General features: G+C 71.9%; 17 protein-coding genes. 15 read left to right on the top strand and 2 right to left on the bottom strand.

What is annotated here, in order from left to right; all coding sequences use genetic code 11:
• The first annotated feature begins 2 nt into the window (after positions 1-2).
• The 8 genes from mnmA to ligA all read left to right on the top strand — a co-directional run bounded on the left by mnmA (position 3) and on the right by ligA (position 11,566).
• Positions 3-1,100 carry a tRNA 2-thiouridine(34) synthase MnmA gene (gene mnmA, locus V6R91_RS23415; RefSeq protein WP_336397300.1) on the top strand — a complete coding sequence of 366 codons (1,098 nt, stop codon included), beginning with the start codon at positions 3-5 and terminating at the stop codon, positions 1,098-1,100.
• A gap of 272 nt (positions 1,101-1,372) precedes the next feature.
• Positions 1,373-2,713 (top strand): purine-cytosine permease family protein, encoded by a 1,341-nt coding sequence (locus V6R91_RS23410; protein ID WP_336397299.1) that lies wholly within the window; start codon positions 1,373-1,375, stop codon positions 2,711-2,713.
• A gap of 34 nt (positions 2,714-2,747) precedes the next feature.
• Positions 2,748-4,295 (top strand): hydantoinase/oxoprolinase family protein, encoded by a 1,548-nt coding sequence (locus V6R91_RS23405; protein ID WP_336397298.1) that lies wholly within the window; start codon positions 2,748-2,750, stop codon positions 4,293-4,295.
• A gap of 1 nt (position 4,296) precedes the next feature.
• A complete protein-coding gene (locus V6R91_RS23400) occupies positions 4,297-5,394 on the top strand; it encodes a DUF917 domain-containing protein (protein WP_336397297.1) in 1,098 nt (365 codons plus the stop codon).
• The gene (locus tag V6R91_RS23395) at positions 5,391-6,527 is read left to right on the top strand and encodes a DUF917 domain-containing protein (RefSeq protein ID WP_336397296.1); all 1,137 of its coding nucleotides are present in this window, start codon (positions 5,391-5,393) and stop codon (positions 6,525-6,527) included. The genes V6R91_RS23400 and V6R91_RS23395 overlap by 4 nt, the downstream gene beginning before the upstream one ends.
• A 9-nt stretch (positions 6,528-6,536) precedes the next feature.
• On the top strand, positions 6,537-7,571 hold the full coding sequence (locus V6R91_RS23390; RefSeq protein ID WP_336397295.1) for an S-methyl thiohydantoin desulfurase domain-containing protein: 1,035 nt from the start codon (positions 6,537-6,539) through the stop codon (positions 7,569-7,571).
• Positions 7,568-9,082 carry a PucR family transcriptional regulator gene (locus V6R91_RS23385; protein WP_336397294.1) on the top strand — a complete coding sequence of 505 codons (1,515 nt, stop codon included), beginning with the start codon at positions 7,568-7,570 and terminating at the stop codon, positions 9,080-9,082. The genes V6R91_RS23390 and V6R91_RS23385 overlap by 4 nt, the downstream gene beginning before the upstream one ends.
• A gap of 165 nt (positions 9,083-9,247) precedes the next feature.
• Complete coding sequence (gene ligA, locus V6R91_RS23380; RefSeq protein WP_336397293.1) at positions 9,248-11,566, top strand: NAD-dependent DNA ligase LigA; 2,319 nt, start codon at positions 9,248-9,250, stop codon at positions 11,564-11,566.
• Between the two features lie 91 nt (positions 11,567-11,657).
• On the opposite strand, the gene V6R91_RS23375 is transcribed toward ligA, so the two are convergent.
• Positions 11,658-13,493, bottom strand: a complete 1,836-nt coding sequence (locus V6R91_RS23375) for a DEAD/DEAH box helicase (RefSeq protein WP_442928173.1) — start codon at positions 13,491-13,493, stop codon at positions 11,658-11,660.
• A gap of 58 nt (positions 13,494-13,551) precedes the next feature.
• Positions 13,552-15,252 carry a long-chain-fatty-acid--CoA ligase gene (locus tag V6R91_RS23370; protein WP_336397292.1) on the bottom strand — a complete coding sequence of 567 codons (1,701 nt, stop codon included), beginning with the start codon at positions 15,250-15,252 and terminating at the stop codon, positions 13,552-13,554.
• A 91-nt stretch (positions 15,253-15,343) separates the two neighbouring features.
• Between V6R91_RS23370 and gatC the strand changes: the two genes are divergently transcribed.
• The 7 genes from gatC (at position 15,344) to V6R91_RS23335 (ending at position 21,709) form a co-directional block, all read left to right on the top strand.
• Positions 15,344-15,643 (top strand): Asp-tRNA(Asn)/Glu-tRNA(Gln) amidotransferase subunit GatC, encoded by a 300-nt coding sequence (gene gatC, locus V6R91_RS23365; RefSeq protein ID WP_067243239.1) that lies wholly within the window; start codon positions 15,344-15,346, stop codon positions 15,641-15,643.
• Complete coding sequence (gatA, locus tag V6R91_RS23360; protein ID WP_336397291.1) at positions 15,640-17,172, top strand: Asp-tRNA(Asn)/Glu-tRNA(Gln) amidotransferase subunit GatA; 1,533 nt, start codon at positions 15,640-15,642, stop codon at positions 17,170-17,172. Before gatC ends, gatA begins: the two co-directional genes overlap by 4 nt.
• Positions 17,172-18,686, top strand: coding sequence for an Asp-tRNA(Asn)/Glu-tRNA(Gln) amidotransferase subunit GatB (gatB, locus tag V6R91_RS23355; protein ID WP_067243241.1), 1,515 nt, complete (start codon positions 17,172-17,174; stop codon positions 18,684-18,686). Before gatA ends, gatB begins: the two co-directional genes overlap by 1 nt.
• 10 nt (positions 18,687-18,696) lie before the next feature.
• Positions 18,697-19,416 carry a DUF1345 domain-containing protein gene (locus V6R91_RS23350; protein ID WP_336397290.1) on the top strand — a complete coding sequence of 240 codons (720 nt, stop codon included), beginning with the start codon at positions 18,697-18,699 and terminating at the stop codon, positions 19,414-19,416.
• A 60-nt stretch (positions 19,417-19,476) separates the two neighbouring features.
• On the top strand, positions 19,477-20,730 hold the full coding sequence (gene dinB / locus V6R91_RS23345) for a DNA polymerase IV (RefSeq protein ID WP_336397289.1): 1,254 nt from the start codon (positions 19,477-19,479) through the stop codon (positions 20,728-20,730).
• A gap of 78 nt (positions 20,731-20,808) precedes the next feature.
• Positions 20,809-21,144, top strand: coding sequence for a hypothetical protein (locus V6R91_RS23340; protein ID WP_067243244.1), 336 nt, complete (start codon positions 20,809-20,811; stop codon positions 21,142-21,144).
• Positions 21,128-21,709: a hypothetical protein gene (locus V6R91_RS23335; RefSeq protein WP_336397288.1), complete on the top strand. Its 582-nt coding sequence runs from the start codon at positions 21,128-21,130 to the stop codon at positions 21,707-21,709. Before V6R91_RS23340 ends, V6R91_RS23335 begins: the two co-directional genes overlap by 17 nt.
• The last annotated feature ends 7 nt before the right edge of the window (positions 21,710-21,716 follow it).

Genomic DNA, 21,716 nt, shown 5'->3' with positions numbered 1-21,716 from the left:
ACATGCGGATCCTGGCGGCGATGAGCGGTGGAGTGGACTCCGCGGTCGCCGCGGCGCGCGCCGTGGAGGCGGGGCACGACGTCACCGGCGTCCATCTCGCGCTGTCCCGGGCCGGTGGCACGCTGCGCACCGGCAGCCGGGGATGCTGCACGATCGAGGACGCGATGGACGCCCGCCGCGCCGCGGACCGGCTCGGCATCCCGTTCTACGTGTGGGACTTCTCCGAGCGCTTCCGGGACGACGTCATCGAGGACTTCGTCTCCGAGTACCGCGCCGGACGCACCCCGAACCCGTGTCTGCGCTGCAACGAGAAGATCAAGTTCGCGGCGCTCCTGGAGCGCGCGCTGGAGCTCGGCTTCGACGCGGTCTGCACCGGGCACTACGCGACCCTGGTCGACGGGGAGGACGGTCTCGAGCTGCACCGGGCGTCGGACGCCGCCAAGGACCAGTCCTACGTTCTCGGCGTGCTCACCGCGCAGCAGCTCGCCCACACGCTGTTCCCGCTGGGCTCGACCCCCTCGAAGGCCCTCGTCCGCGCCGAGGCGGCCGAGCGCGGGCTCAGCGTCGCGCAGAAGCCGGACAGCCACGACATCTGCTTCATCCCGGACGGCGACACCCGCGGCTGGCTCGCCGAGAAGGTGGGCAGCGCCGAGGGCGACATCGTCGATCGCTCGGGCGCCGTGGTGGGCTCCCACGACGGCGCGCACGCGTTCACCGTCGGCCAGCGCCGCGGGCTGCGCCTGGGCGTCCCGGCGCCGGACGGCAAGCCGCGCTTCGTCCTCGAGGTCCGCCCGGTGAGCAACACCGTCGTGGTGGGGCCCAAGGAGGCTCTCGCGATCGCGGAGATCTCGGGTCACCGCCGGTCGTGGGCGGGAGCGGCGCCCCACGAGGACGAGTTCGTGTGCGACGTGCAGATCCGCGCGCACGCGGATCCGGTGCCCGCCCGGGCGTTCGTGGGCGAGGACGGGGTCCGCGTGGTCCCCGACCGGCCGCTGGACGGCGTGGCCCCCGGGCAGAGCGCAGTGCTCTACGCGGGCACGCGCGTGCTCGGCCAGTTCACGATCGACGCCACGGTGTCCGCGGTCCCCGCCGCCGTCTGACCCGTCTCCGTCCCTCCCGCCTTCCGCCGAGACCCCCTCTCCACGCCGAGACCCCCTCTCAGCGTCGTATCTGGGAGGGGGTTTGGGTGGGAAGAGGGGGTTTCGCGGGACCGGCTTCGGTCGATGGCGCAGGGGGAGAGAGATCCGGAGAGCGGCCGAGGGAGCGTGCACAGTGCACATCCGATGCGCTCGGGAGTGCAGTATGCACATTTCGCTGGAGGACTGCGCTGACTACGGTGGCCACAACCCGTCCTCCTCCCGAAGGAAACCTCATGGCACGCATGGCGCACACCGATGATTTCGCGCTCTCCCGGGTGACTCCCGACGCGCGCAAGCCCTGGTTCGGGATCGCGGTCCAGCGGTTCGGTCAGGTGTCCGCGCTGTCGCAATTCCTCCTCGGCGCGACCCTCGGCTACAGCATGACCTTCGGCGAGGCGTTCCTCGCGTTCCTCTTCGGCTCGCTCATCCTCGAGGTGATCATGTGCGTGGTCGGCTTCATCGGTCAGCGCGAAGGGCTGAACACCGCGCTGCTGGCTCGGTGGACGGGCTTCGGCGAGATCGGCGCATCGCTCGTCGGCCTGGCGATCGGCATCAGCCTGATCGGCTGGTTCGGCATCCAGTCAGCGATCTCGGCGCAGTCCCTGGACGCGCTCATGCCCGGGGCGCTGCCGGTCTGGGCCTGGAGTCTCATCTTCGGCCTCGCGGTGACCGCGATCGTGGCCTTCGGCTTCGTCGGCATGCAGTGGCTCGCGAACATCACGGTGCCGCTGTTCCTGATCCTGGTCGGCTGGTCCGTGATCAGCGAGCTCACCCGCCACGACCTCGTCGAGCTGGTCACCGGTCCGGCGCCGGGACCGACGATGAGCGTGTGGGCGGGCACGGGCATCGTCGCGGGCGGCCTCATCGTGGGTGCGATCATCACGGGGGACATGACACGGTTCAACCGGTCGCGGGCGGACGTCGTGAAGCAGACGGTCGTGGGCGTCTCGCTCGGGGAGTTCGTCATCGGTCTCGCGGGCGTCCTGCTGGCGCACGCGGCGGCGACCGGCGACATCGTCGCCATCGTGACGTCCTCGGTCGGATTCGTAGGCCTGTTCATCGTCCTCACCGGCACGTTGAAGATCAACGACTGGAACCTGTACTCCTCGACCCTCGGCCTGGTGAACTTCATCTCCACCGCCTTCGGCAAGAATCTGCACCGCGTGACGACGACGATCGTCCTCGGCGTCGTCGGATCGGTGCTGGCGGCCGTCGGGATCCTCGGGCAGTTCACCGAGTTCCTCGTCGTGCTGAGCGTCGCGTTCCCGCCGATCGCGGGGATCATGGTCGCGGAGTACTACGTGGTGCGCCGCTGGCGCCCCGCGCTGGACGCGACGCGCGACGCCGGGACGCTGCCCGCGACCGCCCCGCGGATCGTCCCGGCGACGATCGTCGTCTGGCTGGTCTCGTCCCTGGTCGGCTACTTCGTGACCTGGGGCATCCCGTCCCTGCTCAGCCTGTTCCTCTCGATGGTGCTCTACATCGTCGCCGGCAAGCTCGGCTGGGTGCACGGCGTCGGGGTCGCCACCACACGCCAGACGGCCTCCGCCGACACCGCGCGCGCCGCGGCCTGACCGGTACCGAATCCTCCACACGAAAGCGAGCACCATGCACATCGGCATCGACGTCGGCGGCACCAACACCGACGCCGTCCTCATGGACGGCACCCGCACCCTGGCCGGGGTGAAGCACTCGACGACCCCGGACGTGACGAGCGGGATCGTCCAGGCGATCGAGGACCTCCGTGCGGGGCACTCGTTCGAGGGCGGGGACATCGACGCGGTCATGATCGGAACCACGCACTTCATCAACGCGCTCGTGCAGGCCAGCCGGCTGGCGCCGACGGCGGCGCTGCGGCTGGGCCTTCCGGCGACCCGAGCCCTCCCGCCCCTCGTGGACTGGCCGGAGGTCCTCGTCGAGGCCACCCAGGCGCGCAGCTACCTCGCGCACGGCGGGTACGAGTTCGACGGTCGACCGATCTCGCCCCTGGACCCGGAAGAGCTCCGGGCGCACGCGGAGGACATGAAGGCCAACGGGGTGCGCTCGGTCGCGATCTCCTCGGTCTTCAGCCCCGTCAACCACGACCTCGAGACCCAGGCGGCCGAGATCGTCGGCGCGGTGCTGGGGCCGGACGTGGCGATCTCGCTCTCGCACGAGATCGGCCGGATCGGGCTGCTGGAGCGCGAGAACGCCACGATCATCAACGCCGCACTCCGCGAACTCGCCTCGGAGATCGTCGACGGCCTCACTGCGGCGGTCCGTGCGCAGGGCATCGAGGCGCCGATCTTCCTCAGCCAGAACGACGGCACCCTGATGGACGAGGAGTACGTGCGCCGATACCCGGTGGCGACGTTCGCCTCCGGCCCGACCAACTCCATGCGCGGGGCCGCGGCCACCAGCGGGCTCGCCGACTGCGCGGTGATCGACGTCGGCGGAACGACGGCCGACGTCGGACTCCTCATCAACGGCTTCCCCCGGGAGACGGCCAACGAGGTGAAGGTCGCGGGGATCCGCACCAACTTCCGGATGCCGGACGTGCTCTCGCTGGGCATCGGTGGGGGCAGCATCGTGGACGAGGAGACGGGGGAGGTCGGCCCCGCCTCCGTCGGCTATCGCCTCACCACCGAGGCGCTCGTCTTCGGCGGCAGCACACTGACCGCGACCGACATCGCGGTGGCGGCCGGGCGGGCCGAGGTGGGCGACGCCTCCAAGGTCGCGCACCTCGACCCCGCGTTCGTCGCGCGCGTGCTCGAGCGCATCGCCGACCGCGTCTCCGAGGCCGTGGACCGGATGCGCACCTCGCCCGATCCGATCGCGGTCGTCGCCGTCGGCGGCGGATCGATCCTGCTGCCGGACGAGCTGCCGTTGTTCGGGACCGTGCACCGCCCGGAGAACTACGCGGTCGCCAACGCGATCGGTGCCTCGATCGCCCAGGTCGGAGGCGAGATCGACAAGGTCTACGCGATCGCGCCGGGCCGCAGGGACGAGACCATCGCGGAGGTGCGCGCCGAGGCGGTCGACAAGGCGATCGCCGCCGGGGCGAAGCCGTCCACCGTCTCCATCATCGACTTCGACGAGGTGCCGATCCCGTACCTGCCGGGAAACGCCACGCGGATCCGCGCGAAGGCGGTCGGCGACCTGGACATGGGGGCGTGACATGACCCGGACCATCACGGCAGAGGACATCGACGGACTCGCCCGCGGCGCAGCGGTGCTCGGCACCGGGGGCGGGGGAGACCCGTACATCGGGGCCCTGCTGGCTCGCCAGGCGCTCGGCTCCGGCGAAGTCACGGTGGTCGACCTGGACGACGTCCCGGACGACGCCCTGGTGCTCTTCGTGGCGATGATGGGCGCCCCGACGGTCATGGTCGAGAAGCTGCCCAGTCTGGCCGAGGTCGTCGAGCCGGTGCGCGCCCTCGGCGTGCACCTGGGTCGCGCTGTCACCCACATCGCCTGTGCGGAGGTCGGCGGGGTCAACTCCACCATTCCGATCGCCGCAGCGGCGGCACTGGGCCTCCCGCTGATCGACGCGGACGGAATGGGGCGGGCGTTCCCCGAACTGCAGATGGTGCTTCCCACCCTCTCCGGCGTGACGGCGTCGCCGCTCGCGTTCAGCGACGAGAAGGGCAACACCGGCGTCCTGCAGACCGTCGACAACGCGTGGACGGAACGCATCGCCCGCGTCGCCTGCGTGGAGATGGGATGCTCCGTCATGATCTCGGGCTTCTCGATGTCGGGGACGCAGGCGCGCACCTCGCTCGTGCGGGGATCGCTCTCGCGCTGCATCGCGATCGGCCAGGCGATCGCCGCCGCACGGGAGGACAAGACCGACCCGGTCGACGCGGCCCTCGTCCTCCTGGGCGGCCGTGAGCTCTTCGACGGCAAGGTCGTGGACGTGCAGCGCGCGACCACGACCGGATTCGCCCGCGGCCGCGCCCGGGTCGACGGGGACGCCGGGACCACCCTCACGCTGCAGTTCCAGAACGAGCACCTCGTCGCCGAGAAGGACGGCGACGTGCTCGCGACCACACCGGATCTGATCATGGTGCTGGAGGCCGAGTCGGGCGAGCCGATCACCACCGAGGGCCTGCGGTACGGCCAGCGGGTCCGTGTGATCGCCGCGCCCGCGGACGAGCGCTGGCACTCCGCGGAGGCCCTGGCCATGGTGGGCCCCGGGTACTTCGGCTATGACACGCCCGCGCGTCGTTTCGACGGGACACTCTCGACGGACGGCGCCACGGAGCCGGTGGCATGAGCTGGCAGCTGACGGCGGCGGATCTGCCGGACCTCGCCCGCGGCGCGACCCTGCTCGGCACCGGCGGGGGCGGCGACCCCTACATCGGCACCATGCTCGTCGAGCGCGTCCTGGGAGACGGCGCGATCACCGTGCTCGACCCGGACGAGCTCGCCGACGACCTGTTCGTCATCCCGACCGCGCAGATGGGCGCGCCCACGGTGATGGTGGAGAAGATCCCGGCGGGCACGGAGCCGACCCTGGCGCTGCGCACGCTGGAGGAGCACCTCGGACGCACGGCCGACGCGACCATGCCGATCGAATGCGGCGGGATCAACTCGATGATCCCCCTCGTCGTCGCTGCCGAGACCGGCCTGCCGGTCGTCGATGCGGACGGCATGGGCCGTGCGTTCCCCGAACTGTCGATGGAGACCTTCGCCGTCTACGGGGTGCACGGCTCCCCGCTCGCGCTCGCGGGGGAGCGCGGGGAGAGGGTCGTGATCGACACCGGTGACGACGACAGGCAGATGGAATGGCTGGCGCGGGGGATCACGATCAGGCTCGGCGGCGTGGGCCACATCGCCGAATACGCGATGAGCGGTGCGGACGTGCGCCGCACGGCCGTTCCCCGAACGCTCTCGATGGCGCTGGCGCTGGGGCGGGCGATCCGTCTGGCGCGAGAGGAGCACCGCTCGCCGTTCGAGGCGATCGCCGACACGCTGTCGCGCACCCTCTACGCCCATGTGCGTGAGCTCTGCGTGGGCAAGGTGATCGACGTCGAACGGCGGACGACGGACGGCTTCGCGAAGGGACGCGCGATCATCGCGCCGCTCGGCGACGGGGGCGATCCCTTCGAGATCTCGTTCCAGAACGAGAACCTCGTCGCGCGTCGGGGCGGACGGCTGGTGGCGATCGTGCCGGACCTCATCTGCGTGGTCGACCACGAGAGCGCCGAGCCGGTCACCACCGAGGGCCTCCGCTACGGTCAGCGGGTGCGTGTGCTCGGCATCTCGACACCGGACATGATGCGCACCCCGGAGGCGCTCGCCGCCTTCGGCCCCTCGGCGTTCGGACTGGACGAGCCGTTCGTCCCCGTGGAGGACCTGGTCGTGGAGGAGCCGGCCGCATCGGGCGACCGAGGGGCCACGCTCTAGGCTGGTCCCATGGCGAGCCGGATCGGGCGTGAGGACCTGGCCGCTCTCGGACGCGGCTACGCGCTGCTCGGCTCGGGCGGCGGGGGCTCCACCACCATGCTGGAGCTCATGCTCGCCGGGCCGGGGCCGTGGCCGGTCGAGGCCGCCCTGCCGGAGGAGCTGGATCCCGCGACGCCGTGCCTCGGGGTCGCCTTCGTCGGCGCGACCATGCTGCTCGGGGAACGGATGCCGGGAAGCGATCCGTTCCGTCCGCTGCTGGGCGCGGTCGAGCGCTGGCTCGGACACCCCGTGCCGGCGGTCTGCTCCCTCGAAGGGGGCGGACTGAACGGCCTGGCCCCGCTGCTGCTCGCCGGGTCGCACACGGTGGTCGACGCCGACTGCACGGGGCGTGCCGTGCCGGGCCTCGATCAGATGTCGCTGTTCGTCGACCGGGTGCCCGGGCTGGTGTTCGCCTGCGAGACGGGCGCCGGAGGCGTGGCGCTCGTCGAGGCGGGACGCGCGATCGACGCCGAGCGCGTCGTGCGGGCGGCGATCATCCAGGCGGGAGGCGCGGGAGGCGCCGTGCTCGCGGGGTTCACCGTCGGCGATCTGCGCGAGCACGCGATCCCGGGACACCTCGCGCACGCCCGCGATCTGGGACGGGCCTTTCTCCGGTCCTCGGGGCGCTCCCTCGCCGAGCTGGCCGACGCGCTGGGCGCACGCCTGCTCGCGGAGGGGCGCATCCTCTCGTCCGCACCGTACGCCTCGGATCCGCACGTGAGCGCCGTCGAGGTGTCCGGCACCGACGGAACGGTCCACCGGATCATCACCCGATCCGAGACGCTCGCCCTCGTCAGCGACGGCCGGCTGGTCGCGTCGTCACCCACGGTGATCGTCGTGATCGACGCGGTGTCGCGCGAGATCCTCGAGGTGACCGACCTCTCGCTCGCCCGTCATGTCGCGGTGCTGGCGATCCCGGCCCCGGCCTGGTGGGAGGCGCGGCCCGATCGGGCGCGCCACGTTCGGCCCTCTGCCTACGGGCTCGTCGAACTGGATGCCGCGTGAGTGCGGGCCTGAGCCTGGCGGCGCTGCTCGCGGAGCCGGGCACCGGCGGCCTCCGCCTGATCGCGGGGCCCGCGCAGGCGCAGTGGGAGGCGGTCGCCGTCGAGAGCCGGGAGGAGGATCTGGGCGATCCCGGCGCGGGACGCCTCGCGATCCTCATGACGCGGATGCCCGCGACCACGTGGCAGCAGGACGCGATGATCCGGCGGGTGCGGGACCGCGGCTACACCGCTCTCGCCGTCCCCGGCGCGTCGGAGGTCGATCAGGGAGCGCGCCGCCTTGCCGATCGCCTCGGGCTCAGCCTGCTGGACGTGGCCCGGCCGGTCCAGCTCGCGCGGTCCTGCTGGATGCTGATCGAGGCGCGCGACGCCCTCACCCTGGGGCTGGTGCGGAAGGTGGCGCAGTCGTTCGAGTACTCCGCGGCGGACCTCGCCGATCTGCTGCGGCACATCGCGGCGAACCTGGGGCGGGGCGTGGCGCTCATCGACCGGACCGGCGTCGTGCTGGAGACGGGCGGGCACCTCCGCGAGGAGCTGCATGCGGCGATCGGGTTCGACTCGTGGACCGACCTGGCCCGTGCCGAGGGCGCGGCGGCGGCGTCCGTCCGCGTCGACAGCCCCGGCCGGACCGGGCTGCGGCTCGCGATCTTCGGGGACGGACTCGGCGAGGCGCAGCTGCAGGCGCTGTCCGTCGCCGCGGAGATCGCGATGCCCGCCATCGCCGCGCGCATCCTCATCGACGAGGTCGCCGCGGTCAACGACGCGGCGGTGTCCTCTGCGCTGCTGCGCGACTTCCTGGATCTCCGCGGCGCCGCGGACGACGACGTCGAGCGACGGATGGCGGAGCGCGGGTGGCGGACCCAGGGGCATCATCTGGGGTTCCACATGGCCGCACGCGGCCGGCTGGACCCGTTCTCGCTGCTGCGCTCGCTCCGGGCGGGGCTGGGCGCGATCGACGCCGAGGCGCACGCGACGACCGCCGGACGAGGTGTGACCGGCTGGCTGACGTTCGCGCAAGCGCCGGGGCCTGCACGCGTGGAGCGGGCGGTGGCCGCGCTGCGGGAGCTCCACGTCGCGGTGATGCGCGACTTCCCCGTCGCCACCGGGGTGGGCTCGCTGCAGTCCGCCGTCGCTGGGCTGGCCGTGACGCTGGACGAGGCCGGGGATGCGGCGCGCATCGCCGCGGGGCGCTCGGCGACCGGCTGGTTCGTGCGCGTCGACAGCCTCGGGCTGGAGCAGCTGCTGCTGGCGTGGACCGGCAACGATGCGTTCGTGCCGGCGGCCGAGTCGCTGCTCGCCCCGTTGCGCGAGGGCGGGGGAGAGCTGCTGACCACCTTGGCGGCGTACCTGGACCATGAGTCGGGGATCGCCGCGACGGCGTCCGCGCTGGGACTGCACCGCAACACGGTCGCCGTCCGCATCCGCCGGGTGCAGGAGCTGCTCGGCATCGACATGAGCGATCCCGAGGCCCGTCTGGCGCTGCACCTCGCCTGCCGCGCTGTCCGGATTCCCTGAGCGCGCGGTCGTCGCGGGGCGCCCCCGTGCGCCGAAACCCCCTCTCCCCGCCGAGACCCCCTCCTGAAGTCGTATCTGGGAGGGGGTGTCGGTGAGAGGAGGGGGTTTCGTGGGCAGGGGACGCCGCGCCCGGACAACGTCCGTGGCCGCTCGTAGACTGGGGCGGTGCCGGAGAACGAGATCTCGCTGCAGGACGCCCGCGTCGAAGCCGAGGAGCTGACCACCCGCATCCTCGAGGCGAAGGACGCGTACTACGGTCGCGACACGTCGATCGTGGACGACGCGACCTACGACGGCTGGATGCACCGGCTGGAGGAGCTCGAGCGGCTCCATCCCGAGCTCCAGGGGCAGGACTCGCCGACGCAGATGGTCGGCGCCGCCGAGGCGACCGGGCTCGCCACCATCGAGCACGCCGAGCGGATGCTGAGCCTCGACAACGTCTTCTCCGTGGAGGAGTTGCGCGAATGGGCGGCGAAGACGCAGGCCGCTGCGGGGCGCCCGGTCGCCTGGCTCACCGAGCTGAAGATCGACGGCCTCGCGATCAACCTCCGGTACGAGGACGGCGTGCTGACCTCCGCCGCGACGCGGGGTGACGGGCGCGTCGGCGAGATCGTGACCGAGAACGCGCTTCGCGTGGCGGGGATCCCGCAGCGGCTGAGCGGCACCGGTCACCCGCGCATCGTCGAGGTCCGCGGCGAGGTGTTCATCCCGGTCGCCGCGTTCGAACGGCTCAACGCCGCCCAGGCGGAGTTCCGGGAGCGCGCCTACGCGGAGGCGCTCGCGCGATGGGAGGCGCGCACCGGCTCCAAGCGCCCCTTCGACGAGGACAAGGCGCGGGCCGCCGCGGCGCGACGCTTCCCGGCCTTCGCCAATCCCCGAAACGCGGCGAGCGGCGGGCTCCGGCAGCAGATCGACAAGAAGGACGGCATGGAGCTCGAGGCCGGGCTCCTTCGCATCGCCTCGCTCGCGCTGTACGTGCACGGCATCGGGGCGTGGCCCGACCCGCCGGTCGCCGCGCAGAGCCAGGTGTACGAGCTTCTTGCCGAGTGGGGACTCCCGACGAGCCCGCACACCCGGGTGTGCTCGTCGGTCGACGAGGTCGTGGAGGTCGTCGCGCACTTCGGCGAGCACCGGCACGACATCGAGCACGAGCTGGACGGCATCGTCGTCAAGGTGGACGAGCTCGCGCTGCACGACGAGCTGGGCGCGACGAGCCGCGCTCCTCGGTGGGCGATCGCCTACAAGTACCCGCCGGAGGAGGTGCAGACGACGCTGCTCGACATCGTCGTCTCGGTCGGCCGGACCGGGCGTGCGACGCCGTTCGCGGTGATGGCTCCCGCCCATGTCGCGGGAAGCGTCGTCCGCCAGGCCACGCTGCACAACAAGGACGTCGTGAAGGCGAAGGGCGTGCTGATCGGGGACACCGTGGTGCTCCGCAAGGCCGGCGACGTGATCCCCGAGGTCCTCGGACCCGTGGTCGACAAGCGCGACGGCACCGAGCGCGAGTTCGTGATGCCGGAGCGGTGCCCGGAGTGCGGGACGCCGCTCCGGCCGATGAAGGAGGGGGACATCGACCTCCGCTGCCCGAACGCACGGTCGTGCCCGGCGCAGGTGCGCGGGCGGGTGGAGCACATCGGCTCCCGCGGCGCGCTGGACATCGAGGCGCTGGGCGAGGTCACCGCGGCCGCGCTGACCCAGCCCAGCCGTCCGGAGACGCCGCCGCTGGAGACGGAGGCGGGGCTGTTCACGCTGAGCCTGGAGCAGATCGTCCCGATCGAGGTCGTCGTGCGCGACGCGGAGACCGGGCTGCCCAAGGAGGACGAGGACGGGATCGTGAAGACCCGTGCGCCCTTCCGGCGCAACCCGACGGCGGCGGAGAAGAAGGAGGGGCGCACGGGGCCGCAGCCGTCGTCGCAGGCGATGAAGCTCCTTGCCGAGCTGGACCGCGCGAAGACCAAGGAGCTGTGGCGGCTGCTCGTCTCCCTCAACATCCGTCACGTCGGCCCGGTTGCGGCGCGGGCGCTCGCGCAGTGGTTCGGATCGCTCGACGCCATCCGCGCGGCGTCGCGGGAGGAGCTCGCCGCCGTCGAGGGGGTGGGCGGGATCATCGCCGACTCCCTGGTGGAGTGGTTCCAGGTCGACTGGCACCAGGAGATCGTGCGGCAGTGGGCGGAGGCGGGTGTGCAGTGGACGACGCCCGGTCATCCCGGACCGGGCGCGGCGGTCGCCGAGGGCGGCGTGCTCGAAGGGCTCACCGTCGTCGCGACCGGAAGCCTCGACGGGTACACCCGCGACGGCGCGCAGGAGGCGATCATCAAGGCCGGGGGGAAGGCCGCCTCGTCGGTGTCGAAGAAGACCGATTTCGTGGCCGCGGGGCCTGGCGCCGGCTCGAAGCTCGCCAAGGCCGAGGAGCTCGGCATCCGGATCCTGGACGCGGCGCAGTTCCACGTCCTGGTCACCGAGGGGCCGGCTGCCCTCGACTGACGGACGCGCCATGGCGGCCGGGCGGCGCGGGTGACCCCCGCGACCGCACCATCACGTGTCGGCGCGAACCGTCGCGCCGCTCAGCCCCGTGTCAGCCCTTGTGGCGGGGCTTGCGATACGGCCGGTCCTCGTCACGCCGCGGACGGTCGTCGGTCCGGCGCGGGCGGTCCGTGTCGCGGGGAGCGCGACCATCGGCGTCGCGCGGAGCACGGCGGTTCGGCACGCCCCGATCAGGCTTGATCTCGATGAGCCGGCCGGAGATCCGCGTGTCGCGCAGCCGATCGAGGACCCCCGGGTCGAGGTTCGCGGGAAGCTCGACGATCGAGAAGTCCGGCTTGATCGAGATCGCGCCGAAGTCGTCGCGGCCCAGCCCGCCCTCGTTCGCCAGCGCCCCCACGATCTGCCGGGGTTCGACGCGCTGACGGCGGCCGACCTCGATCCGGTACGGCGTGTAGTCGCCGCGTCCGCGCCGTTCGGTCCGGGGTCCGCGGGCGTCCCTCTCCTTCGTCCGGACGGGGCGGTTGTCGGCCGCCACCGCGCGGGCGAGGGGGTCGTTCTCCGGATCCAGGAGCAGCGGCGTCTCGCCCTGCGCGACGATCGCGAGGGCAGCCGCGACGTCCGCCTCCGGCACGTCGTGATGGCGCACGTAGTGCGCGATGATGTCGCGGAAGCCCTCGATCCGACTCGTCTCCTGCAGCGCCGCGGTGATCGCGTCGTCGAAGCGGGCGAGTCGGGTCGAGTTCACGTCCTCGGTCGTGGGGAGCGTCATGAGGGTGGGCTGCTGGCGGGTCGCCTTCTCGATGTGGCCGAGCAGATAGCGCTCACGGGGCGTGATGAAGCTGATGGCATCGCCCGTGCGCCCCGCGCGCCCCGTCCGCCCGATACGGTGCACGTAGGACTCGGTGTCCGTCGGGATGTCGAAGTTGACGACGTGGCTGATGCGCTCGACGTCGAGTCCGCGGGCGGCGACATCCGTGGCGACGAGGATGTCGAGCTTGGCGTCCTTGAGCTGGTTGACGGTGCGCTCTCGGAGGTTCTGCGGGATGTCGCCGTTGATCGCGGCGGCCGAGTATCCGCGGGCGCGCAGCTTCTCGGCGAGCGTCTCGGTCTCGTTCTTGGTCCGGACGAACACGATCATCCCGTCGAAGTTCTCGACCTCGAGGATGCGCGTGAGCGCGTCCACCTTCTGCGCATACGAGACGACGAGGTAGCGCTGGGTGATGTTCGCGTTGGTGGCGGTCTTCGACTTGACCGAGATCTCCTCGGGGTCACGCAGGTACTGCTGCGCGATCCGCCGGATCTGCGCGGGCATCGTGGCGGAGAACAGCGCGACCTGCTTGTCCTCGGGCGTCTGCGCGAGGATCTGCTCGACATCCTCCGCGAAGCCCATCTTGAGCATCTCGTCCGCCTCGTCCAGGACGAGGTACTCCAGCTCGGAGAGGTCGAGCGTGCCCTTGGCCAGATGGTCCATGATGCGACCCGGCGTGCCGACGACGATGTTCACCCCACGGCGGAGAGCCGACAGCTGCACGCCGTAGCCCTGGCCGCCGTACACGGGGAGGAGGTGGACGCCGCGCATATGGGCGGAGTACGACTCGAAGGCCTCGGCGACCTGCAGGGCGAGCTCGCGCGTCGGCGCCAGCACCAGCGCGCGGGGCGTCTTGGCAGAGGTGTCCAGCCGCTCCAGGATCGGCAGGGCGAACGCGGCGGTCTTGCCGGTTCCCGTCTGCGCCATCCCGACGACGTCGCGTCCGCTCAGCAGCGTCGGGATGGTGGCCTGCTGGATCGGCGACGGCGTCTCGTAGCCGAGGTCGCGGATCGCCTTCAGGACAGGACCGGTGATGCCGAGCGCGTCGAAACCGGGCGGGGTCGCGCCGCCCTCGGCGTCGTCGGGGGAGTCGTTCAGCTGCGCATCGTCAGGGGCCACTTCCCAACCGTAGCGCCTCGGCTGCGGATCCACCGGTCCCGGGCGCCTCGGGCTCGGCTCAGGATCCGCTCGTGAGGGCCAGGAGCTTGTCCCGCACCTGTCGCCGCAGCACCTTGCCGATCAGGGAGCGCGGAAGCTCGTCGACGACGAAGATCCGCCGCGGAACCTTGTACGGGGTGAGGATGCTGCGTGCGAACTCGCGGATCGCCTCCACGTCGACGTCCGTCGATCCGTCGACGACGATGGCGGCGACGACCTCCTCGCCGGAGTGCTCGCTGGGAAGGCCCACGACGGCGGCGTCGGCCACGTCCGGGTGTTGGCGCAGCGCGCCCTCCACCTCGGTCGGGGCGACGTTGAAGCCGCCGGTGATGATGAGCTCCTTGATCCGGTCCACGATCCGCACGAAGCCGTCGTCGTCGATCGTCACGATGTCGCCCGTGCGGAACCAGCCGTCGACGAAGACGGCCTCGGTCTCCTCGGGCTTGCCGTAGTAGCCGGAGAACACCTGCGGGCCGCGGACGACGAGCTCGCCGGGGCTTCCCGGGGCGACATCGGTGGTCGGGTCCTCGGGGTCGACCACGCGGCATTCGGTTCCCGGCAGCGGCAGACCCACGGTGCCGGGCACGCGGTTGTCGGCGACGGGGTTCGCCATCAGGACCGGGGAGCACTCGCTGAGCCCGTAGCCCTCGACGAGGTAGCCGCCGGTCGCCTCCTCGAACGGGACGACGAGGTCGTGGGACAGCGCCATGGCGCCGGAGATGGCCACCTCGGTCCCCGCCAGCGAGACCCCCTTGGCACGGGCGGCGGAGAGCAGACGCTCCGCGATCGGCGGGACCAGCGGAAGGAACGTCGCGGGGTGCTTCCTGGTCACGGCGAGCACGAGATCCGGGTCGAACTTCGGGAACAGGACCAGGCGCGCGCCCATCGACATCGCGAACGTCAGGCAGAGGGTGAGCCCGTAGGCGTGGAACATCGGCAGCACCGCATAGACGACGCAGCCGTCTCCGCGGGTGATCGACGGCACCCACGACTGCGCCTGCGCGGCGTTCGCGAGGAGGTTGCGGTGCGTGAGGGACGCGCCCTTGGGCGTGCCGGTCGTCCCCGACGTGTACTGGATGATCGCGAGGTCGTCGGTCCGCGGTCGCGGGTGCCCGGTGGGCAGGGGCGCGGCGGCGACGACGGACTCCCAGGGCACGGTGCCGCGCACCCGGGTGGTCAGCGCCGCTCGGGACTCCCGTGCCTTGGCGACCGGCAGCCGCAGCGCGAGACGCGTGAGCGCGGGCATGGCCCGGGTCACGTCGACCGAGACGAGGTTCGTGACCGCGAGGTCTGTGGGGAACGCCTGGACCGTGTCGACGACCTTGTTCCAGACGATCGCGTGCTTCGCGCCGTGGTCCTCGAACTGCTTGCGCAGCTCGCGCGGCGTGTACAGCGGGTTGTGCTCGACGACGACGGCGCCCAGGCGGAGGACCGCGTAGAAGGCGACGATGTGCTGCGGGCAGTTCGGGAGCACGATCGCGACCGGATCGCCCGCGCGCACGCCCCGCGCCGCGAGGCCCGCGGCGGCGCGCTCGATCGCGGCCTGCAGGTCGCGGTAGCTCGTCGTCCTCCCGAAGAACTCGAGGGCGGGGGCGTCCGGGTAGTCGCGGGCGGAGGCCTCGACGATGTCCACGAGCGAGCCCGTGACCGGAGCCAGATCCTCGGGGACCCCGTCGGCGTAGCTGGCGGTCCAGGGGCGCGGCGGGTCGAACGTCGTCATGCTGTTCAGCCTATTGCGCGGCGTGCGTCCGGGTCGGGCGCCGGCCGCGGCGTCGCGAAGAAGCGTCCCGGGCCTCTCCTAGACTGGAGGCGTGTCTGAAATCACCCCCGATCTCGTGCGCCACCTCGGTGTGCTCGCGCGTATCCAGCTCTCGGACGACGAGGTGACCGAGTTGACCGGTCAGCTCGACGCCATCGTCGACAACATCGCGAAGGTGTCGGAGGTCGCGACCCCGGAGGTCGTGGCGACCAGCCACCCGATCGCCCTGCACAACGTGTTCCGCGATGACGTGCCCGGCCAGACGCTCACGATCGAGCAGACGCTGCAGAACGCGCCGGATTCCGACGACGACCGATTCCGGGTCACCGCCATCCTGGGAGAAGAACAGTGACGGAACGAGCCGACAGCGAGATCATCCGCTGGACCGCGGCGGAGCTGGGGGAGCGGATCGCCGCCGGCGACGTCTCCAGCGTGGAGGCCACCCGGGCGCATCTGGACCGCATCGCGGCCGTGGACGGGGACGTGCACGCGTTCCTGCACGTCAACGAGGGCGCTGCGGACGCCGCCGCGGAGGTCGACCGCCGCCGCGCCGCCGGCGAGGAGCTCGGCCCGATCGCCGGCGTCCCGCTGGCGATCAAGGACGTCCTGGTCACGACGGATCAGCCCTCGACCAGCGGCTCGAAGATCCTCGAGGGGTACCGGTCGCCGTTCGACGCGACCGTCGTCGCGCGTTCCCGCGCCGCGGGCCTCGTGGCGCTCGGCAAGACGAACATGGACGAGTTCGCCATGGGTTCGTCCACCGAGCACTCCGCCTACGGGCCCACCCACAACCCGTGGGACCTGGACCGTATCCCCGGAGGATCCGGAGGCGGCTCTGCCGCGGCCGTCGCCGCGTTCGAGGCGCCGCTGGCCCTCGGCTCCGACACCGGCGGCTCGATCCGACAGCCCGCACACGTCACCGGCACGGTCGGCGTGAAGCCCACCTACGGCGGCGTCAGCCGGTACGGCGCGATCGCCCTGGCCTCGAGCCTGGACCAGGTGGGCCCCGTGACGCGCACGGTGTTGGACGCCGGTCTGCTCCATGACGTGATCGGCGGGCACGACCCGAAGGACTCCACGTCGCTCCCGGACGCGTGGCCGTCGTTCGCCGCCGCCGCCCGCGAGGGGGCTAGGGGCGAGGTGCTGAAGGGGCTCAAGGTCGGCGTCGTCGCCGAGCTGCCCGACTCCGGCTTCCAGGACGGCGTCGCGTCGTCGTTCCGCGAGGCGCTCGCCACCCTCGAAGCCCACGGCGCCGAGATCGTCGAGGTCTCGGCCCCGCACTTCGAATACGGAGTGGCGGCCTATTACCTGATCCTCCCGGCCGAGGCGTCGAGCAACCTGGCGAAGTTCGACTCCGTGCGCTTCGGGCTGCGGGTGACGCCGGAGGGCACGCCCACGGTCGAGGACGTGATGTCGGCGACCCGCGAGGCGGGGTTCGGCCCGGAGGTGAAGCGACGGATCATCCTGGGCACCTATGCGCTGTCCGCGGGCTACTATGACGCGTACTACGGCAGCGCGCAGAAGGTGCGCACGCTCATCCAGCAGGACTTCGCCGCCGCCTTCGCCCAGGTCGACGTGATCGCCACGCCGTCGGCGCCGACGACCGCGTTCCGGCTGGGCGAGAAGATCGGCGACCCGCTGCAGATGTACCTGAACGATCTGACCACGATCCCCGCGAACCTGGCGGGCGTCCCCGGGATCTCCATCCCGTCGGGCCTCGCCCCCGAGGACGGTCTGCCCGTCGGGATCCAGTTCCTCGCCCCCGCCCGTGAGGACGCGCGCCTGTACCGCGTCGGCGCCGCGCTGGAGGCTCTGCTCGTCGACGCATGGGGAGGACCGCTGCTCGATCGGGCCCCGGTCCTCGAAGGAGGGAAGCGCTGATGGCCGCCGCCGCGCTGATGGACTTCGACAAGGCTCTGGAGCTCTTCGAGCCCGTGCTGGGCTTCGAGGTGCACGTCGAGCTGAACACCGCGACGAAGATGTTCTCGGACGCGCCGAACCCCGCGAACGAGGCCTACCACGGCGCCGAGCCGAACACGCTGATCGCCCCGGTCGACCTCGGGCTTCCCGGCTCGCTGCCGGTCGTGAACGCGACCGCGGTGCGTTCCTCGATCAGCCTGGGGCTCGCGCTGGGCTGCTCCATCGCGGAGTCCAGCCGCTTCGCCCGGAAGAATTACTTCTACCCGGATCTCGGCAAGAACTACCAGATCTCGCAGTACGACGAGCCGATCGCGTTCGAGGGATCCGTCGAGGTGGAGCTGGAGGACGGCACCCTCGTGACCGTTCCCATCGAACGGGCGCACATGGAGGAGGATGCGGGCAAGCTCACCCACGTGGGCGGGTCCACCGGCCGCATCCAGGGTGCGGAGTACTCGCTCGTCGACTACAACCGCGCCGGCGTCCCGCTCGTCGAGATCGTCACCAAGCCGATCTTCGGCGCCGAACACCGTGCGCCGGAGATCGCGAAGGCGTACATCGCCGCGATCCGCGACATCGTCCGCGGGCTCGGCATCTCGGAGGCGCGGATGGAGCGCGGCAATCTGCGCTGCGACGCCAACGTCTCGCTCCGCCCGCGCGGGCAGGAGAAGCTGGGCACCCGAACCGAGACGAAGAACGTGAACTCGATGCGCTCGGTCGAGCGCGCTGTGCGGTACGAGATCCAGCGCCAGGCGCAGATCCTCGCGGACGGCGGCACCATCACGCAGGAGACGCGGCACTGGCACGAGGACACGGGGACAACGTCGCCCGGGCGTCCCAAGTCCGACGCGGACGACTACCGGTACTTCCCGGAGCCGGATCTGCTGCCGGTGCGCCCCTCCCGCGAGCTCGTGGAAGAGTTGCGGGCGGCCCTGCCCGAGCAGCCGGTCGCCCGTCGGAGGCGGCTGAAGGCGGAGTGGGGCTTCACCGACCTGGAGTTCCAGGACGTCCGCAACGGCGGCCTGCTCGATGAGGTGGCGGCCACCATCGCCGCGGGTGCGACACCGGCGGCGGCCCGCAAGTGGTGGACGGGGGAGATCTCCCGCATCGCCAACGCGCAGGAGCGTGACGCGGCGGATCTCGTGTCCCCGGAGAACGTCGCCGCGCTGCAGCGGCTGGTGGACGAGGGCACCCTCACCGACAAGCTCGCGCGCCAGGTGCTCGAGGGCGTCATCGCGGGGGAGGGCACGCCGCAGGAGGTCGTCGACGCCCGCGGGCTCGCCGTGGTGTCGGATGACGGCGCGCTGATCGCCGCGATCGACGAGGCCCTCGCCGCGCAGCCGGACGTGCTGGCCAAGATCCGGGACGGCAAGGTGCAGGCTGCGGGCGCGGTGATCGGGGCCGTGATGAAGGCGATGAAGGGCCAGGCCGACGCCGCGCGCGTCCGGGAGCTCATCCTGGAGCGTGCGGCCCAGTAGGGCGCGACCGATGGCACGAACGAGGAACGGGGCGTACCCGATCGCGTACAGCGATGACGTCCGCGGAGCGATCGCGGCGCTCGTCGCGGCACCGATCGTGGTCGTCCCGTTCGTCGTCTCCGTCGTCGGGCAGGACCGGCTGGCGTCCGGTTCGGTGCTGTTGGCGGTCTGCGCGATGTTCCTCGTCTCGACGGGGATCTATCTCGTCTGGACCCACGTGCTGTTCGTCCGCACCGCAGCCGATCGCGCGCTGCGGATCGCGAGCGCGCAGCACCATCGGCCGCCGGGACTGCTGACGCGTCTGCTGGGGTTCGGCGCGGCCGAGAACTGGGCCGTCTCCGCCGCGGCCGCGGCGATCGTGGTCGCGATCGCCGCGTCGACCACTCCGGACGCGGGCCACGGACTGCTGATGCCGGCCATCGTGCTGCTCACCGCCGCCGGGGCGTGGGCGACGATGGTCTACGCCTTCGCGCTGCGATACTTCCGGCTGCACGCCGGGGGAGAACGCATCGCCTTCGATCTCGACGACGATCCGCGGTTCATCGACTTCGTGTCCATGTCGGTGATGATCTCCGCCGTCGGCGCGATCTCGGGCGGCACACCGCGCACCCGCGCCGGCCTCAGCGCGGTGCGCGTCCACACGGTGATCGCGTTCGCCTTCAACGCGGTGGTGGTCGCGATGACGGTGTCGATCCTCGCCTCCCTGGTCGCCGCCGCCGCGCAGCGCTGACCGGAAGGACCGCACCGCTCGGCGGCGTGCCGTGTCGGTGGCCTGCGCGAGAATGGGCGTATGGGACGCGGTGACGGATCGGGGCGCATCGTCTCGCCCGACGATGCGGACGACACCGGCGCCGACATCCTCCACGTCGACATGGACGCGTTCTATGCCGCGGTGGAGGTCCTGCACGACCCGAGCCTGCGCGGCGTGCCGCTGATCATCGGCTCCCCGGACGGGCGCTCCGTCGTCTCGAGCGCGTCGTACGAGGCACGCCGCTACGGCGTGCGGTCGGCCATGCCCGTGTCGCAGGCGATCCGGCTGTGCCCGGCGGCGCGCATCGTGCCCCCGGACTTCCAGCGCTACCAGGAGGTCTCGCGGGCGGTGATGGCCATCTTCGAATCCGTGACGCCGCTCGTCGAGCCGCTGTCGATCGATGAGGCGTTCCTCGACGTCCGAGGCGTCCGTCGGCTGTGGGGCAGCCCCGGGCACGTCGCCCGCCTGATCCGGAGCCGGGTCCGCGAGGAGGTCGGCATCACGTGCAGCGTGGGAGCCGCGGCGACCAAGCATGTGGCGAAGATGGCCTCGACCCTGTCGAAGCCGGACGGACTGCTCATCGTCCCGGAGGCGGAGACGCTGGACTTCCTCGCCCCGAAGCCGGTGCGGGCCATGTGGGGGGTCGGTCCCAAGGCGGCCGAGGCGCTGGAGTCCCGGGGCATCCGGCTGATCGGCGACCTCCGCACGGTGCCGGAGCCGGCCCTGGAGCGCACGGTCGGACCGGCGCTGGCGGCGCGGCTTCGTGACCTGTCCTTCGGGCGCGACCCGCGAGCGGTGGAGACGACGCGGGTGGAGAAGAGCGTCGGGCACGAGGAGACCTTCGAGCACGACGTGACGGATCCCGAGACGCTGCGCTCAGAGCTCCTGCGGCTGGCGGACCGCGTCGCCGCGAGGCTTCGACGGGCGGGCTGGGAAGCGGGCGGTGTGGCGATCAAGGTCCGGTTCTCGGACTTCACCACTCTCAGCAGGTCCCAGACCCTGCCCGAGCCGTCGGCCGTCGGGCAGCGCATCGGCGAGGTGGCGCGGGCGCTGTTCGACGCGATCGACCGTCGCGATCCGGTTCGGCTCATCGGGGTGCGCGCGGAGCGGCTCGGCCCCGCCGGCGGCGGGATGACGCTCTGGGACGACGACGCGGACTGGCGCCGGGTGGAGAGCGCGCTGGACGACGCGCGCGCACGGTTCGGGTCGGCCATGATCACCCGCGCGCGGCATGTCGGCGCCGGTGAAGGGCGAGGGGCGCCCCGGCATCCGCGAGCCCATGGCGTGGACTGAGCCCACGGCCGAGGCGGGGCGCGGGACACGGGCGAGAGCGGCCTCCCGTAGCGGGGGAGAGTGGGTTAGCGTGGACGCATGCCGCACATCGCACTCGAGCTTGGCAAGAATTCCGCGTCCTTCGGGGTGAAGAGCGCCTACGGGGAGACGCAGGAGGTCGACGGCGCCGCGTTCACGCCCGTGGCGCTCACGTTCTCGGGCTTCGGCGGAGGAGACTTCGACGCGTCGGGCAGCAACGGTGAGGGCAGCGGTGGCGGAGGCGGAGGGCTGGCGATCCCCCTCGGCGTCTACGTCCGGCGGGAGGAGGGGCTCCGGTTCGAGCCCAACATCATCTCGTTCCTCGCTGTCGCCGTGCCCTTCGTGTGGGTCGCCGGGCGCGCGGTGACCCGCATCATCCGTGCTCTCAAGAAGTGACGACCCGGTCGCCCGCGCCATTCACGAGGGGGTCGCGCGTCTGCGCGCGGCTGTGCGAGCGGTCGCGGCGTCGAACCCGGTCGTCCTGATCGACGGCCGCAGCGGGGCGGGGAAGTCCAGCATCGCGCGGCTCCTGGCGGCGCGGTGGCCCTTGAGCGCCGACGCGCAGCTGATCGCCCTGGACTCGATCTATCCGGGGTGGGACGGTTTGGAGGAAGGGTCCTCGCGCGCGGTCGAGCAGATCCTGCGTCCGCACGGGCGGGGGTTGATCGGGACCTGGGAACGATACGACTGGGAGACGGGCGCCTACGCCGAGAGCCATGCGGTGGATCCGGCCCGCGGCGTCATCCTCGAAGGGTGTGGCGCGCTCACCGCCGATTCCGCGCGCATCGCGGACGTGCGCGTGTGGGTGCAGTCGCCCGAGCCGAGCCGGAGACGCCGCGCGCTGACCCGTGACGGGGACGCATTCCGTCCGCACTGGGAGCGGTGGGCGCGGCAGGAGGAGGAGCACATCCGTGCTCATCGCCCACAGGAGCGTGCGACGGTGCTGATCGAGGTTCCGTGACGCGGCG

Source organism: Microbacterium sp. CCNWLW41 (assembly GCF_037083505.1).
Note: the sequence above shows the minus strand (reverse complement) of the source record. Positions and strands in the feature narration are given on the sequence as shown.